We start from the raw sequence: 15,963 nt of genomic DNA on the forward strand, positions 1-15,963 counted from the left end.
TACCGGGGCGCCTTGACCGGGTGATCAGCCGCTGCCCATCGTTGACGGGTGCTTGCCGGAATCGTCCTCGCCGCCGGCGCCGGCCGCCGCTACGGTCGGCCCAAGGCGCTGGTCCGTCTCAACGGGACCCCGTTGGTGTCCCGGGCCGTCGAGACGCTGCGCTCGGCCGGCTGCCGGCCGGTGATCGTGGTGCTCGGAGCGGCGGCCGACGCGGTGCGTGCGAGTGCCGACCTGGCCGGCGCCGTGCCGGCGGTCAACCCTGACTGGGCCACCGGGATGGGCTCGTCGTTGCGGGTCGGCCTGGCGGCGGTGGGCACCAGCCCGGCGGACGCCGCGGCTGTCCTGCTGGTCGACATGCCGGGGATTGGTCCAGCGGCGGTCCGCCGGGTGGCGGCCGGCGCCGACCGGCGGACGCTGGCCGCGGCCAGCTACGTCGACGGGCGGCCAGGGCATCCCGTGGTGCTGGGTCGGGAACACTGGACGGCGGTGGCGGCGTCGGCGACCGGTGACACCGGCGCCCGCGACTATCTGCGGGCCCACCCCGACCAGTTGCGTCTGGTGCCCTGCGGCGACGTGGGCGACCCGACCGACCTGGACCGCCCCGGCGACCTGGACCGGCCCGGCGACCTGGACCAGCTCGCCTACCCCCACTGGCTCCGCGACCCCGACCGGCTCCGCGCGGGAGGCGGCGCCTCGGCCCGGACGGCGGCGACCGGATGAACGGGCCGGTCCTCGACGAGGCGATGCGCTGGTGGTACGCCGGTGAGCAGGTGGCCGTCGCGACGGTGACCGCCACCGCCGGCAGCGCACCCCGGCCACCGGGCACGAGTATGCTCGTGGCCCCGGACGGCACGGTCACCGGAAGCGTCTCGGCCGGTTGCGTCGAGGCCGCCATCTACCAGCTGTGTCGTACCGTGCTGGACACCGGCGAGGGGCGGCTGGCGCGCTTCGGCGACCCTGGCGACGAGCTCGTCGAGCCCGGGCTGACCTGCGGCGGCACCATCGAGGTGTACGTGCAGCGGGTGGACCGCGACAGCGTGCCGCAGCTGGAGCGGCTGCATGCGGCGACCCGGGCTGCCCGCCCGGTCGCGGTGGTCACCTGCCTCACCGGGCCGCCAGCCAGCCAGGGTCGTTGGCTGCTGGTCGACGCCGAAGGTCAGTGGGGTTCGCTCGGCGGGCCGACGCTGGACGCGGCTGCGGTCCGGGTCGCCCGCCCGGCGCTGGACACCGGGCGGACCACGCTCGCCCAGCCCGCCGCCGGCACCACCCTGCTGGTCCGCGGCATCCTGCCGCCGCCCCGGATGATCATTTGCGGGGCGACCGATTTCACCGCCGCGCTCGCCCGGCAGGGCCGGTTCCTCGGCTACCGGGTGACGATCTGCGACGCCCGAGCGGTCTTCACCACCCGGCAGAGGTTTCCGGACGCCGACGACGTGGTCGTCGACTGGCCGCACCGCTACCTGAGGGCCGAGGCCGCCGCCGGTCGGATCGACCCGCGTACGGTGCTCTGCGTACTCACCCACGACCCGAAGTTCGACGTACCGCTGCTGCGGACCGCCCTCGACCTGCCGCTGGCCTACATCGGGGCGATGGGGTCACGGCGCAGCGCCGCCGACCGGGCGGCCCGGCTAGGTGCCGTCGGGGTGCCGCCGGCCGCGTTGGCTCGGCTCTGCGCGCCGATCGGGCTGGACCTGGGGGCGGTGACCCCGGAGGAGACCGCGGTCAGCATCGCCGCCGAGATCGTGGCGGCCCGCAGCGGCCGCGACGGCGGACGGCTGACCGCAGGCCGGGGCTCGATCCACGCCGCGGTGTAGGGCCTGCGGCACCCGGGCCTGCGGCACACGGGTCTCAGTCGGCGGTGAGCCGCAACGCCAGGAAGAAGTCCACCCGGTCCTCGAACCGGCCGAGGTCCCGGCCGGTCAACTGCTCGATCCGGCCGATCCGGTACCGCAACGTGTTGACATGGACGTGGAGCCGTTGCGCGCAGCGGCTCCACGATCCGTCACAGTCGAGAAAGACCGACAGCGTACGCAGCAGGTCGGCATGGTGCGCCCGGTCGTACTCCTCGACCGGCCCGAGCAGCCGACTGCGGAACCCCTGCCGGGTGCCGGCCGGCACCCCGGCCAGCAGCAGTGAATGCGACGCCAACTCACCGGCGGCCACCACACTGACCGGACCGGTCGCGGTGCTGGTGGCGGAACGGTGCGCGTGCAACGCCTCTTCGACCGCTCCGCCCAGCCCGGCGGCACCCACGCTGGCGGCGGAGACGCCCAGGACGAGCCGGCCGCCGCGCAGTCCCGGCACCATCCGGTCGGCGGCGGCGACCAGTGCCGACCCTATGGTGCCGGCGGCCTGCGGAGCCAGCGCCAGCACGGCGAGCGCTCCGCAGGGCAGGTCGGGTTCGAGGACGGTGACCGCCCGGTCGGGTGCCAGCCGGCTGAGGAACTCGTCGACCACGGCGACGGTCAGCGTCGCCGGTGCGCGCATCTCGTCCAGCGTGGCGGCGACCGCGACGAACGTGGCATCCGGGTCGAGCCGGGCGGCCAGCAGCGCGGCCCGCAGCCCGGCGAGGTCCCCCGGCGCCCGCAGCGCCGTTCGCAGTTGGCCGGCCAGCCGCGCCTCCACCCGGGCGGCCTCGTCCAGGTGCGCCCGTTCGAGCGCCACCACGCTGGTCAGTTCGTCGACCGTGCCGGGCAGTGTGTCGAGCGCGCCCCGGCAGGCCACCAACCAGGCTGCCAGCCGGTGCTCGGCTCGGCCGGGAACCCCGAACACGGAGAACCGCGCGCCGTCGACCGTCACCGTCGCGGGCAGCCGCTGCGCGGTCAGGAAAGCACGGCTCAGCGCCTCGGCGACCGGATCGGCCAGCTCGGCCGTGCCGGCTACCACCCGGCCGCTGGTGGTCAACGTCCAGCAGTCGGTCTCGACCGCAGCGGCCACTGTCGGCAGCAGATCGGTCAGCCGGGCACCGGCGGCCATCGCGGCGACCAGTCCGCGCTGGCGGCCCAGCACCGCCGCCAGTGAGCTGGCCCGCTGCGCCCACAGGGTCGGATGGACGTCGTCGATGATGTCGCGAAACGACACGTCGGCGGGCACCTCGAACAGCGGTAGCCGGTGCCGGCGACAGGCGGCGACCAGGTCGCGGGGCACGCTGCCGTGCAGCGCCTCACCCGCGCCCAGCGCGGTCACCCCGGCGGCGGCCAGCGCCACGACGAAGACCTCGGAGTCGTCCGGCCCCTGGTGCCACATCAGGCCGGTGAGCACCAGATCTGCGGTGGCCACGTAGCGGCCCGGGTCGGGCAGGTCGATGACGTTGACCCGGCCGACGGTGCGGTCCCGACCGTCGTCGCCGGTCAGCGGCACCAGCTTCAGGTGGGCCTTGTCGAGCACGTCGGCCAGCAGCACGGGGGTCGCCTCCGGTCACGGTGATTGGATGAATCTCCAAAAAGCGTACGGTGACGATGTTTCGTCTTTGGTTCCTGCGCCGCTATCGGCCGGCTCGCCGCAACTGCTTGACTGCTGCTGCCCAGCGAAAGGGGACCGGATTGGACCGCGGACTCGACGTGTTCAACACGCTGCCCGCCGATGACGTGCGGGAACTGCTGCTCAGCTGCTGCGCCGCGCCCGGCTGGGCCGCCGCCGTGACGGCCGGCCGGCCGTACGCCGACCGGGCGGCGCTGACCGCCGCCGCGCGGGCGCAGGTCGGTGCGCTGCCCTGGCCGGAGGTGGCCGACGCGGTCGCCGTCCACCCGCGGATCGGTCGGCCGCCCACCGGCACCGGCCGGGACGCCCAGTGGTCCCGTCGCGAGCAGGCGGCGGCTACGGCCGCTTCCGGCACGGTCGCTTCCGGCCCCGGCCCAGGCACCGTCGCTTCCGGCCCCGGCGTCGCGACCGAACTGGCTGAGGTCAACGACGCCTACGAGCAGCGGTTCGGGTACCGCTTCCTGATCTTCGCGAACGGCCGTGGCGCCGCGGAACTGGTGGCCGCCGCCCGGCAGCGGCTGCACCACGACCCGGACACCGAGCAGGGCGTGGTCCGCACCGAGCTCGGCGACATCGCCGCCCTGCGCCTGCGCCGACTCGTCGACGACCTCGCCGGGCCGGCGCCGCTGTCCAGCCACGTGCTGGACACCACCACCGGCACCCCGGCGACCGGTATCACCGTGCGACTCGACGCTGCCGACCCGGGGGGCGGCTGGCGCACCGTCGCCACCGGACACACCGACGCCGACGGCCGGCTGCGTGACTGGGTGCCGGGCGCCGGCTGGGCCGCCGGCACCTACCGGCTGGTGTTCGACGTGGCCGACCGGCTCGGGGTGGATGCCTTCTACACCGAGATCCCGGTGGTGTTCACCGTCCGCGACGCCGCCCGCCACTATCACGTGCCGCTGCTGCTGAGCCCGTACGGCTACACCACTTACCGAGGGAGCTGACCGGATGGGAATCGTTCTGGGGCCGAACCGGTACGGCAAGGCGCAGACCCGGGTGGTCCGGGTGGACCGGGACGGCGACCGGCACACCCTGCGCGACCTCAACGTCTCCGTCGCGCTCGCCGGTGACCTCGCCGCCACTCACCTCACCGGCGACAACAGCCAGGTGCTGCCGACCGACACGCAGAAGAACACGGTGTACGCGTTCGCCCGTCGTCACGGCGTCGCCAGCGCCGAGGAGTTCGGCCTGCTGCTGGCCCGGCACTTCGTGGACAGCCAGCCCGGCATCAGCCGGGCCCGCGTCGACATCGAGCAGTACGACTGGCGACGGCTGGGGCCGCACTCGTTCGAACGCGACGGCGGCTCCACCCGTACCGTCACGGTCCGCTACGACGGCGACCGGGCGGAGGTGATCGCCGGCCTGTCCGACCTGGTCCTGCTCAACTCCACCGACTCGGAGTTCCGGGGCTACGTCGTCGACCCGTACACCACCCTGCCGGAGGCCGACGACCGGATCCTCGCCACCGCCGTGGACGCCTGGTGGCGCTACGCCGGCACCGCGCCGCCCGGCGGCTTCGACGCCGCCCACGCGGCCGTACGGCAGGCGCTGGTCGACGCGTTCGTCGGCACCTACAGCCGGTCCCTGCAGCAGACCCTGTACGCGATGGGTGAGCGGGTGCTGACCGACCGGCCCGACGTGGTGGAGGTGCGGCTGGCCCTGCCGAACAAGCACCACCTGCTGGTCGACCTGAGCCCGTTCGGCCTGGACAACCCGAACAGCGTGTTCGTCGCCGCCGACCGGCCGTACGGGCTGATCGAGGGCACCGTCACCCGCGACGACGCGCCGCCGGAGCTGGGGCAGTGGTGATCGTCGTCACCGGCGCCGCCGTCGCCACGGTCGACGCCGCCGGCACCGAGCACCGCGACGGGCATCTCGTCGTCGGCGACGACGGCCACATCGCCGCCGTCGGCCCCGGCGACGTGCCCGCCGGCCTGCTCGACACGCTCACCGGCGGGGACCAGCGCCGGGTACGCCGGGTCGACGGCACCGGCTGCCTGGCCACCCCCGGCCTGGTCAACACCCATCACCACCTCTACCAGTGGGCCACCCGTGGCCTGGCCCAGCAGCAGAACCTGTTCGGCTGGCTGACCACCCTCTACCCGGTCTGGTCGCGGATGGACGCCGACACGGTGCATGACGCAGCCGCGGCCAACCTCGGCTGGCTGGCGCTGTCCGGCTGCACCACCAGCACCGACCACCACTACGTCTTCCCCCGCGACGGCGGTGACCTGTTCGCCGCCGAGATCGACGCCGCGCGCCGGATCGGGCTGCGGTTCCATCCCTGCCGGGGTTCGATGGACCTCGGCCGCTCGGCCGGTGGGCTGCCCCCGGACTCCACCGTGGAGGACACCGACGCCGCGCTGGCCGCGACTGAGGCGGCGATCGACCGCTGGCACGACCCGGCGCCGGAGTCGATGCTGCGGGTCGCCGTGGCCCCCTGCTCGCCGTTCTCGGTCACCCCCCGGCTGATGCGCGAGTCGGCCGAACTGGCCCGCCGCCGGGGGGTCCGGCTGCACACCCACCTCGCCGAAACCGTCGAGGAGGAGGAGTACTGCCGGACCACGCACGGCTGCACCCCGGTGCAGTACGCCGAACAGCTCGGCTGGCTCGGCGACGACGTGTGGCTGGCACACGGCGTCCACCTCGACGACGCGGCGGTGGCCCGGCTCGGCGCCACCGGCACCGGCGTCGCGCACTGTCCCAGCTCGAACGCCCGGCTCGGCGCCGGCACCGCCCGGGTGACCGATCTGCTCGCCGCCGGCGTACCGGTCGGCCTGGGCGTCGACGGCGCCGCCAGCCAGGAGGTCGGCCACCTCGGCGCGGAGCTGCGCCAGTCGCTGTACGCGGCCCGGCTGCGCGGCGGGCCGGCGGCGCTGACCGCCCGCGACGCCCTCGCGTTGGGCACCATCGGCGGCGCGCGCTGCCTGGGCCGGGCAGCCGAGATCGGCTCGCTTGAGGTGGCCAAGCTCGCCGACGTCGCGCTGTGGCGGGTCGACGGGCTCGGCCACGCCGGCATCGACGACCCGGTCGCCGCACTGGTGCTCGGCCCACCCGCACCGGTGGAGCTGCTCCTGGTCGGCGGCCGGCCGGTCGTCGAACGCGCCGAGCTGCGCACCGCCGACGCCGCCGACCTGGCCCGCCGGGCCGCCCGCGCGCACCGGGCCCTGATGTCCCCGGCCCCGTCGAACAGGAGTGACCTTTGATACCCCGCAGCCAGGTCGACCCGCTGCCACCTACCGGCGACGTGCTGACCGGCGACGCGGTGGCGTTCCTCGGCGGGCTGCACCGTCGGTTCGCCGGCCGGCGGACCGAGCTGCTCGCCGCCCGGAGCCGCCGCCGGGCCGACATCGCCCGCACCGGCCGGCTGGACTTCCGGGCCGACACCGCGCAGGTGCGGGCCGGCAGCTGGACGGTGCCGCCGCCCCCGCCCGACCTGGCCGACCGGCGGGTGGAGATCACCGGGCCCACCGACCGCAAGATGACCGTCAACGCGTTGAACTCCGGTGCCCGGGTCTGGCTGGCCGACCTGGAGGACGCGAACACCCCGCACTGGGCGAACGTGGTCGACGGGCAACGCAACCTCGCCGACGCCGTGCGACGCACCATCGAGCTGCGGACCGAGACGAAGACCTACCGGCTCGGCCCCGGGCCGTACCCGACGATCGTGGTCCGGCCCCGTGGCTGGCACCTCGACGAGCGGCACCTCGTCTTCGACGGCGCGCCGGCCGTCGGCGCGCTGGTCGACGCCGGCCTGTACCTGTTCCACAACGCCGCCGAGCTGCTGCGTCGGGGCAGCGGCCCCTACCTCTACCTGGCCAAGACGGAGAGCCACGAGGAGGCCGCGCTGTGGCATGACGTGTTCGTCCATGTCGAGCAGACGCTCGGCCTGCCGGCCGGGAGCATCCGGGCCACCGTGCTGATCGAGACGATCACCGCGGCGTTCGAGATGGACGAGATCCTGTGGGCACTCGGCCCGTACGCCGCCGGGCTCAACGCCGGCCGGTGGGACTACCTGTTCAGCCTCATCAAGAACTTCCGCGACGCCGGTGGGCGGTTCGTGCTGCCGGACCGGGCGGCGGTGACCATGACCGCGCCGTTCATGCGGGCCTACACCGAGCTGCTGGTCGCCACCTGCCACCGGCGCGGCGCGATGGCGATCGGCGGGATGTCGGCGTTCATCCCGAACCGGCGGGACGCCGACGTCACCGCCCGCGCCGTCGACCAGGTCCGGGCCGACAAGAGGCGGGAGGCCGCCGACGGCTTCGACGGGTCCTGGGTCGCCCACCCCGACCTGGTGCCGGTCTGCCGCGAGGTGTTCGACGAGGTCCTCGGCGACCGGCCCAACCAGCTCGACCGGCAGCGCCCGGACGTGTCGGTCACCGCCGCGCAGCTGCTGGACGTCGCCGCCACCGGCGGTGCCGTCACCGAGGCCGGGCTGCGCGCGAACGTCGCCGTCGCGGTGCGCTACCTGGAGGCCTGGCTGCGCGGCAACGGTGCGGTGGCGATCGACAACCTGATGGAGGACGCGGCCACCGCCGAGATCTCCCGGTCCCAGATCTGGCAGTGGATCCGCAACGAGGTACGGCTGCCCGATGGCACCCTGGTGACCGCCGATCTGGTCCGGACCATCGGTGACGCCGAACTCGCTGCGATCCGCGCCGTGCTGACCGAACCGGACTGGACGGCGAGCCGGTTCCCGCAGGCCCGGGCGTTGTTCGAGGAGGTCGCCCTTGGTCCCGACTACGTCGACTTCCTGACCCTGCCGGCGTACCGGTTGATCGACTGATGGCCCGGCTCGATCCGGCGGTGTACGCCGCGTTGGACGACCGGCTCGCCGACGTCGACGCCGCGCTGCGGGCCCGCTATCCGGGCGAGGCGTCCGGGCGCCAGCCGGTGCACACCGTGTACGTGCCCGCCGACCGGGTCACCGCCGACCTGGTGCCGACCTGGGGTGCGGCGGCGTTGGCCGCGCTGGACGCCCATCCGCCGGCACCGTACCCGGTCGAGCTGGACCGGCGGGTACGCGCCAAACTGGCCCGCGAGCCGGTCGAGGACCTGCGCATCGACGTCGAGGACGGGTACGGCGTACGCGACGACGCCATCGAGGACGCCGACCTGCGGGCCGCGGCACGTGCGTTGACCGAGGCACGGGCCGCCGGCGTGGGCCCACCGCGCGTCGGGGTGCGGATCAAGTGTCTGGAGGCGGCCACCCGGCGGCGGGCGGTCCGCAGCCTCGACCTTTTTCTGGACGCCTGCGCTGGGCCGCCCGACGGCTTCGTGGTCACCCTGCCGAAGGTGAGCCACCCGGCCCAGGTCGCCGCGATGGTCGACGTCTGCGGCCGGCTGGAGCAGGCGTACGGGCTGGTGGACGGGGCGCTGCGGTTCGAGATCCAGATCGAGACTCCGGCGGCGATTCTCGCTCCCGACGGCACCGCGACCGTCGCCCGGCTGATCGGTGAGTCAGCCGGACGGTGTGCCGGACTCCACTTCGGCACCTACGACTACGGAACCGCCTGCGGCATCGCCGCCGATTACCTGAGTATGGACCATCCAAGTTCCGACCACGCGAAGGCCGTCATGCAGGTGGCCGCCGCCGGCACCGGTGTACCGCTCAGCGACGGCTCCACCAACATCCTGCCGGTCGGCGACACCGAGACGGTGCGCTCCGCCTGGCAGCGCCACGCCGGCCTGGTCCGCAGATCCCTGGAACGCGGCTTCTACCAGGGCTGGGACCTGCACCCGCACCAGTTGCCGACCCGGTTCGCCGCGACCTACGCGTTCTACCGCGCCGGCCGGGAGCAAACCGTCCGGCGGCTCGACGCCTACCTCGCCCGCCGGTCCGGCGGGATCCTCGACGAGCCGGCGACCGCCCGGGCGCTGGCCCGGTTCCTGCTGCGCGGGCTGGACTGCGGCGCCGTCGACCCGGCCGACGCCGGTTTCGACCGCACCGTACTGACCACCCTGGCCGGTCCGGGCTCCGCCGAGGCCGCTCCGGCCGCCGACCGCGATGCCGGGCCGACCGCCCACCTGCCGACCGCGTCCGGTGAGGAGCCCACCGACCATGCCCGTTGATCTGGTACTGCGGTCCCGCCGCACGGTGCTCCCCGACGGCGAGCGTCCGGCCGCCATCGCCGTCGGGGACGGTCGGATCGTCGCCGTCGCCGACTACCGGGAGCACGTGCCGGCGACGGTCGACAGCGACCTCGGCAACGTCGCGCTGCTGCCCGGACTCGTCGACACCCACGTGCACGTCAACGAACCCGGCCGTACCGAATGGGAAGGGTTCGCCACCGCCACGCTGGCCGCCGCCTCCGGCGGCGTCACCACCATCGTCGACATGCCGTTGAACAGCCTTCCGCCGACCGTCGACCCGGCCGCGCTGGCCGTCAAACGGCGGGCCGCCGCCGGGCAGTGCCATGTCGACGTCGGCTTTTGGGGCGGCGCGGTCCCCGGCAACCAGCAGGTGATGCCCGACCTGTACGCCGCCGGGGTCTTCGGGTTCAAGGCGTTCCTCGCCGACTCCGGGGTGCCGGAGTTCCCCCCACTGGACACCGGTCAGCTCGCCGCCGCGTTGGCTGCCGTACCCGCCCTGTTCGTGGTGCACGCCGAACAACCCGACCAGCTCATGGCCGCCGCCTCCTCGACCCGCTACCGGGACTTCCTCGCCAGCCGGCCGCCGGCCGCCGAGATCGAGGCGGTCACCGCCGCCATCGACGTCGCCCGTCGGGTCGGTGCCCGGCTGCACATCCTGCACCTGTCCGCCGCCGGCGCGGTGCCGGTGCTGGCCGCTGCCCGCCGGGCCGGGGTACCGGTCAGCGCCGAGACCTGCCCGCACTACCTGACCCTGGCCGCCGAGGAGATCCCGGACGGCGCCACCGAGTTCAAATGCTGTCCGCCAATCCGGCAGCGCGACAACCAGGACGCGCTGTGGGCAGCCCTGGCCGACGGCACCATCTCGTGCGTGGTCTCCGACCATTCCCCCTGCCTGCCCGCGCTGAAGGCACCCGACACCGGGGACTTCGCCGCCGCCTGGGGAGGCATCGCCTCGGTGCAGATGGGGCTGCCGGCGGTCTGGACCGAGGCCCGTCGGCGTGGATTCGGTCTCGGTGACGTGGTCCGGTGGATGTGCCAGGGCCCGGCCGACCTGGTGGGGCTGCCCGCCAAGGGCCGGCTCGTCGTCGGCGCCGACGCTGACCTGGTCGCCTTCGACCCGGCGCCGAGCTACCACGTCGATCCCGGCCGGCTGCGGCAACGGCATCCCATCACCCCGTACGCCGGACGACGCCTGACCGGCATCGTCCGGGCCACCTGGCTGCGCGGCGCACCGGTCACCCCGGATGCGCCGCGCGGCCGCCTTCTGTCGCGAGAGGGGACCGTTGACCGGTAGCCACGCATCCACGCCACCGCCCGGTCCGCCGGACGGGCCTGACCCGACCCGACTGCCTGACCCGACCCGACTGCCCGACCTGGCGTCCCGTGCCCTCGGCGGGGGAGTGGTCGCCGCCAACGACGAGTTCTTCGCCGCCGCCGACAACCTGGTCGACCCGAACCCGCCGGTCTTCGCCGCCGGCACCTTCGGGGCGAAGGGCCAGGTGTACGACGGTTGGGAGACCCGCCGCCGCCGCCAGCCCGGCGCGGACCACGCCGTCGTCCGGCTCGGTGCCCCGGGCGTGGTCCGGGCCGTGCTGATCGACACCGCGCACTTCACCGGCAACTACCCGCCGTACGCGGCGGTGGACGGTTGCTCACTCGACGGCTATCCCGGCCCGCAGGAACTCGCCGCGGCGCGGTGGACCCCACTGGTGCCGCGCACCGCGCTGGCCGGGGACAGCCAGCTGATCGTCCCGGTCGACCTGCCGGCACGGCAGACCCACGTACGGTTGACGATCTTTCCCGACGGCGGGGTCGCCCGGCTGCGGGTGTACGGCGAACCGGTGCCCGACCCGGATCTGCTGACCGAGGTGCTCGACCTTGCCGCGGTCGAGCACGGTGGCCGGGTCGAGGCATGCAGCGACCGGTTCTACGGATCCCCGCAGCAGCTGCTGCTACCCGGGCCGGCCCGCACGATGGGCGAGGGCTGGGAGACCGCCCGCCGCCGCGACGACGGCAACGACTGGGTCCAGGTCCGGCTCTGTGCCGTCGGCGTCGTCGAGTTCGTCGAGCTGGACACCAGCCACTTCAAGGGCAACGCCCCGGCGGCGGCCCGGCTGATCGGCACCGACCTCACCGGCACCGGTCCGGCCCTCGACGGCGGCTCCGGCGTTGACTCCACCGACTGGCCGGAGCTGCTGCCGTTGACCCCGTTGCAACCGGACACCCGGCACCGTTTCCGGCTGGACCGGCCCCGCCCGGTCAGCCACGTCCGGCTGGACATCCATCCCGACGGCGGGATGGCCCGGCTGCGGCTCTTCGGCCGGCTCACCACCGTCGGCGCTACCGACCTCGCCGCCCGGTACCGGACGGCGGCTGCGGCCGGCTGACCTCGCCTGGGCATACGTCGAAGGGCCGGACCCCGCACCCGGGGTCCGGCCCTTCGACGCTGTGTCTGCGGTCAGCTGTTCCAGTGCTGGGCGACCAGTTCGGCGGCCTGGGTCTCCCACTGGGCGTAGTGGAACGGGAACGCCGACACCTGGACGGTCTGGGCGGCCTGGGTCAGCGGCATGTCCTGCCAGCCGTCGACGGCCTTGAGCCCGGTGAGGAACGCGGTGGTGGAGTACTCCACGTCGGTGATCTGCTCGACGGTGCCCCAGCCCGACGACGGGCGCTGCTGGAACAGGCCCTGCGAGTCGTGGTCGTTGCGGTCACCGAGGTGGCCCAGGTTCTCCAGCTTTGACTCCTGCAGGGCGGTGGCGATGGCGACCACGGCGGCCCGCTCGTCCATGCCGGCCTTCTTCGTGGCGGCGATGATGCCCTTGACGTTGTCGGTCTGCTCGCCGGACAGGCTGATGCGGGACTGCTCGCCCTGCACGCCGTGCGGGGTGAGCTTGTCGGTGTCGACGCTGTCGCTGCTCGCGGCGGCCACGGGTGCGGCCAGGGCGGTGGGGGCGTGCTCGGCGGCCAGGGCGGGGGCGGCGACCGCGCCGCCGGCCAGGGTCAGCCCGGCGATGCCGAGGGCGGTGGTGCGCAGGCTGGTACGCAGGGTACGGGTGATGATCGTGGTCATGGGGGGTCCACCTTCCGTCTGCCGAGGGGGCACACCCGTCACGGGCGGGCGGGTGCGCGGTAAACGGTCATCCGGGTGGTACGGGATCTCAGACGTGCGACGTCGGCTCGCGGGCGGCTCCGGCACGCCCCGGGGTGGGGCGCGGGTGCGCTGCCGCGCGCCGTGACCATGTACAACCACGCCGGCCCGCCGACGATTCCCGACCGGGCCCACCGACCGGGGCTGCCCGGCCGGGCCCGGAGCCTGACTGCCGATTGGCGGCTGCGGGCCGGAGTGCGTGGCGCGACCATGCACAACGACCCCGCCCGCCGGATCATTCCGCGTCGGCCGCCGGGCCGGGGATGGTCGTCTCCCGCCGAGGTGTCGGCACCTGCGGCGTACCACCGGCCCCGTCGGACTCCATCACCAGGTAACGGGGTCGGCGCTTCGTCTCGTAGTAGATCCGACCGATGTACTCGCCGATCACGCCGAGGATCATCATCTGGATACCGCCGAGACCGATGACGCTGACGATGATCGTGGTGTAGCCGGGGGCGTCGATCCCCCGGATCAGCGCGGCCGCGACCACCCAGGCCGCATACGCCACGGCGATGAACGTGAGCCCCATACCGGCGTAGATCGCCGACCGCAGCGGCCGGTCGTTGAACGACAGCAGCCCGTCGAACGCGTAGTTCAACAGGGACCGGAAACTCCAGCGGCTGCCACCACCGGCGCGGGCCTCGTTCGGGTACGCGAACACCACGGTGTTGAACCCGATCCACGAGTAGAGGCCCTTGGAGAACCTGTTGTACTCGGGCATGGCCCGAAGCGCGTCGACCGCCCGGCGGGACAGCAGCCGGAAGTCGCCCGCACCGTCGAGCAGTTGCACGTCCACCCAGCGGTTCATCAACCGGTAGAACGTCCGCGACGCGACGGTACGGACGAACCGGTCACCCCGTCGGTCGCGGCACGCGATGACCTGGTCGTACCCCTGCCGGTACAGGGCGACCATATCGGGCAGCAGGCGTGGAGGGTGTTGCAGGTCGGCGTCCATCACGATGACGGCGTCCCCGCTGGCCCGGTCCAACCCGGCGAGCATCGCCGACTCCTTGCCGAAGTTGCGGCTCAGCGCGAGATATCGGACGGCCGGGTCGGCTGCCGCCAGCCGGCGCAACTCGGCCAAGGTGCCGTCGGTGCTGCCGTCGTCGACGTAGACGTACTCGACCTCGACGTCGTCGAGCGCGGTCACCGCGGCGGTCACCGCCGTGTGCAGCCGGGTCAGCGAGGCGTCCTCGTTGAAGCAGGGCACCACGACCGACAGCCGCAGCGGCCGACCGCCCGGCGCGGGTGGTTCGGCCTGTGGTCCGGCCGGCCCGGGACGCTCAGTCGAGCCGGTAGACGAGGACACCGTCGATCTCCTCACGGGCGATGCCCAGCCCGTCGACCGGACGTTGGGCGACACCGTCCCACGGCGTCCCGACCAGCCGGTCCGGCATCACCAGCACCGTACGCACCCCCAGGTCGCGCAGGTATCCGACGCTCGCCGGGTCGGGAAAGAACGCGGTGACCGCCCGGGTCTGCTCCTGGCTGGCCGGGACGAAACCGGCCAGGCCGTTGGCAACCTGCGGGAAATCTCCCTCGGTGGTCCACAGCATTACGTTCAACTCGAACGCGCCGGCGTCGCTGGGCAGCACCAGTACCGGCCCGGTGAGCTGGTCCCAGGCAGCCGGTGGGGTGGGCACCTGCGGGTGAGCGGTCCGGTTCATCCCCTCGACCACCACCAGCGCCAGGGGGATCGCCAGGACGGCACCGGCGGCCCGCCGGGACCACTGCGACCATCCGGTGGTGGCCCGGCGCAGCGCGGCGGCTGCGGCCGTGAGGGTTCCGGCGGCCAGCACTGCGAGGAGCAGGCTGGTCCAGATCATCATCCGTCCCGGGGTACGCAGCGCGTCCCAGCCCGGCAGGTGCTTGGACAGCGTCAGGTAGCCGGGGTCGCCGTCGCCGCCGAGCGTGGCGCCGAGGGCGAGCAGCGCTGTGCCGATGACTCCGGCGGCGAGCGCCACCCGGTGCCGGATCCGCAACGACGAGACGATCAGGCCGGCGGCTGCCAGGGCGATCAGCGTCACCCCGGGCAGCAGCGTCATCTCCGGCGGCCAGAAGATCTGCTCCCGGGTGCCGGCGTGCCGTTCTCCCCACAGCCAGGACTCGGCGGGTGCGGTGATCAGGCCGACCACCGGCGGGGAGAACATCTCGGTCCAGGCCAGGCTCCGCTCCGCCTGCGGGTTGAGCTCGACGACGCGGAAGTAGGCCGCCGCGATCGCGAGGGTGACCGCGCCGAAGATCACCCCGCCGACGGCGTCGGCGACGAGTAGCCGCCGGCCGAACGGTGGGCGGCGGCGGTGTCGCCACCAGGAGATCCCGTAGCCGCCGGCGGCGACGATCCCGGCGGCGAGCAGGAAGTAGACCAGTGGCAGTCCGATGCCGAAGCCGAGGCTGATCTGCCAGGCGGCCACCAGCCAGCCGGCGAGGGCCCAGCCCGGTCTGCGCCGTTCGGGGCGGTAGCCGTGCCGCAACGACCAGCCGTGGCCACGGGCGAGCATCGCCAGACACAGCGCGATCCCACCAGTGGAGAGGATGTTCATGTGCCCGGAGTGGGCCAGCCGCCAGGGGGCGAAGGCCCACGCGACCCCGGCCACCGCCGCGCCCATCCGGCCCGCGCCGAGCTGTCGGATCAGGGCGTACGCGCCGATGAACGCCAACGCGTACAGCAGCACGTACAGGATGTTGTAGCGGATCAGCGCGGCTTCGAAGCCGGAGCCGATCATCCCGGCCGGTGCGTAGCCGAGGAGTGTGTCGCTGTACGCGTAGGTGTAACGCTCGGGGAAGAACGTGTTGGAGTGCCAGAGCCCGGTCGGGTCGGTCGACAGCGCGTGCCCGCCCCAGGCCACCTGCCAGGCCTGCAGGGTGGGGTCGGCGATGTCGCCGGGGATGGTGCTGGCGGGATGTCGCAGGGTGGGCCAGGTCAGCACCACCGCGAGGAGCAGTCCGCCGAGCACGGCCAAGGTCCATTCGTGCCGCAGGAACCGCCACAGCGGGGGCCGGGGGGCGGACGGGCGATCTTGAGCGGTCTCCACGAGAATCGATGATCTCAAATCAGGACGTGGGCTGTCGAACCCGCCCGTCACTTGCCGGGCCGGATCTGGTCCGCCGATCATCGTCGCTTCCGGTGACCCCGCGCAAGCCCGGCCGGACCTGCGAGAACCAGGTTTCGTTGTCGCTGACGTCGGCCCCAGCGGCTGTGGCGGGGTCCGTGCCGGAGCGCAGGTCGTGCC

General features: G+C 73.7%; 13 protein-coding genes. 9 read left to right on the top strand and 4 right to left on the bottom strand.

The features are described 5' to 3' along the window. Positions 1-48: 48 nt before the first annotated feature. Both O7543_RS04145 and O7543_RS04150 read left to right on the top strand, forming a co-directional pair. The gene (locus tag O7543_RS04145) at positions 49-720 is read left to right on the top strand and encodes a nucleotidyltransferase family protein (RefSeq protein ID WP_348650073.1); all 672 of its coding nucleotides are present in this window, start codon (positions 49-51) and stop codon (positions 718-720) included. Further along, entirely contained in the window at positions 717-1,814 is a 1,098-nt protein-coding gene (locus O7543_RS04150) for an XdhC/CoxI family protein (RefSeq protein WP_281555087.1), read from the top strand. Before O7543_RS04145 ends, O7543_RS04150 begins: the two co-directional genes overlap by 4 nt. A 34-nt stretch (positions 1,815-1,848) precedes the next feature. Here the strand turns inward: O7543_RS04150 and O7543_RS04155 are convergent, their stop codons facing one another. Continuing rightward, positions 1,849-3,402, bottom strand: a complete 1,554-nt coding sequence (locus tag O7543_RS04155) for a PucR family transcriptional regulator (RefSeq protein WP_281555086.1) — start codon at positions 3,400-3,402, stop codon at positions 1,849-1,851. Between the two features lie 140 nt (positions 3,403-3,542). On the opposite strand from O7543_RS04155, the gene uraH reads away from it, so the two are divergent. The 7 genes from uraH to alc are packed head-to-tail and all read left to right on the top strand — an operon-like array spanning position 3,543 to position 11,969. Beyond that, positions 3,543-4,430, top strand: a complete 888-nt coding sequence (gene uraH / locus O7543_RS04160; protein WP_281555085.1) for a hydroxyisourate hydrolase — start codon at positions 3,543-3,545, stop codon at positions 4,428-4,430. Between the two features lie 4 nt (positions 4,431-4,434). Then, a complete protein-coding gene (pucL, locus tag O7543_RS04165) occupies positions 4,435-5,295 on the top strand; it encodes a factor-independent urate hydroxylase (RefSeq protein WP_281555084.1) in 861 nt (286 codons plus the stop codon). After that, the gene (locus tag O7543_RS04170) at positions 5,289-6,692 is read left to right on the top strand and encodes an 8-oxoguanine deaminase (RefSeq protein ID WP_281555083.1); all 1,404 of its coding nucleotides are present in this window, start codon (positions 5,289-5,291) and stop codon (positions 6,690-6,692) included. The genes pucL and O7543_RS04170 overlap by 7 nt, the downstream gene beginning before the upstream one ends. Beyond that, the gene (gene aceB, locus O7543_RS04175) at positions 6,689-8,275 is read left to right on the top strand and encodes a malate synthase A (protein WP_281555082.1); all 1,587 of its coding nucleotides are present in this window, start codon (positions 6,689-6,691) and stop codon (positions 8,273-8,275) included. The genes O7543_RS04170 and aceB overlap by 4 nt, the downstream gene beginning before the upstream one ends. Then, positions 8,275-9,561, top strand: a complete 1,287-nt coding sequence (locus O7543_RS04180; protein WP_281555081.1) for an aldolase/citrate lyase family protein — start codon at positions 8,275-8,277, stop codon at positions 9,559-9,561. The genes aceB and O7543_RS04180 overlap by 1 nt, the downstream gene beginning before the upstream one ends. Next, positions 9,551-10,876 (top strand): allantoinase AllB, encoded by a 1,326-nt coding sequence (gene allB, locus O7543_RS04185; protein ID WP_281555080.1) that lies wholly within the window; start codon positions 9,551-9,553, stop codon positions 10,874-10,876. The genes O7543_RS04180 and allB overlap by 11 nt, the downstream gene beginning before the upstream one ends. Beyond that, positions 10,866-11,969 (top strand): allantoicase, encoded by a 1,104-nt coding sequence (gene alc / locus O7543_RS04190; protein WP_281555079.1) that lies wholly within the window; start codon positions 10,866-10,868, stop codon positions 11,967-11,969. Before allB ends, alc begins: the two co-directional genes overlap by 11 nt. A gap of 71 nt (positions 11,970-12,040) precedes the next feature. On the opposite strand, the gene O7543_RS04195 is transcribed toward alc, so the two are convergent. From O7543_RS04195 to O7543_RS04205, 3 genes are all read right to left on the bottom strand, one after another. After that, on the bottom strand, positions 12,041-12,628 hold the full coding sequence (locus tag O7543_RS04195) for a hypothetical protein (RefSeq protein ID WP_281555593.1): 588 nt from the start codon (positions 12,626-12,628) through the stop codon (positions 12,041-12,043). A 337-nt stretch (positions 12,629-12,965) separates the two neighbouring features. Further along, positions 12,966-13,958: a glycosyltransferase family 2 protein gene (locus O7543_RS04200; protein WP_348650118.1), complete on the bottom strand. Its 993-nt coding sequence runs from the start codon at positions 13,956-13,958 to the stop codon at positions 12,966-12,968. Between the two features lie 55 nt (positions 13,959-14,013). After that, on the bottom strand, positions 14,014-15,765 hold the full coding sequence (locus O7543_RS04205; protein WP_281555077.1) for a hypothetical protein: 1,752 nt from the start codon (positions 15,763-15,765) through the stop codon (positions 14,014-14,016). Positions 15,766-15,963: the final 198 nt, after the last annotated feature.

The sequence above is a fragment of the Solwaraspora sp. WMMA2080 genome (assembly GCF_027497395.1).
Taxonomy (GTDB): Bacteria; Actinomycetota; Actinomycetes; order Mycobacteriales; family Micromonosporaceae; genus Micromonospora_E.

Coding starts and splice junctions, on each gene's coding strand:
- O7543_RS04150 (WP_281555087.1), top strand. CDS start 717: ATGAACGGGCCGGTCCTCGACGAGGCGATGCGCTGGTGGTACGCCGGT.
- pucL (WP_281555084.1), top strand. CDS start 4,435: ATGGGAATCGTTCTGGGGCCGAACCGGTACGGCAAGGCGCAGACCCGG.
- O7543_RS04180 (WP_281555081.1), top strand. CDS start 8,275: ATGGCCCGGCTCGATCCGGCGGTGTACGCCGCGTTGGACGACCGGCTC.
- allB (WP_281555080.1), top strand. CDS start 9,551: ATGCCCGTTGATCTGGTACTGCGGTCCCGCCGCACGGTGCTCCCCGAC.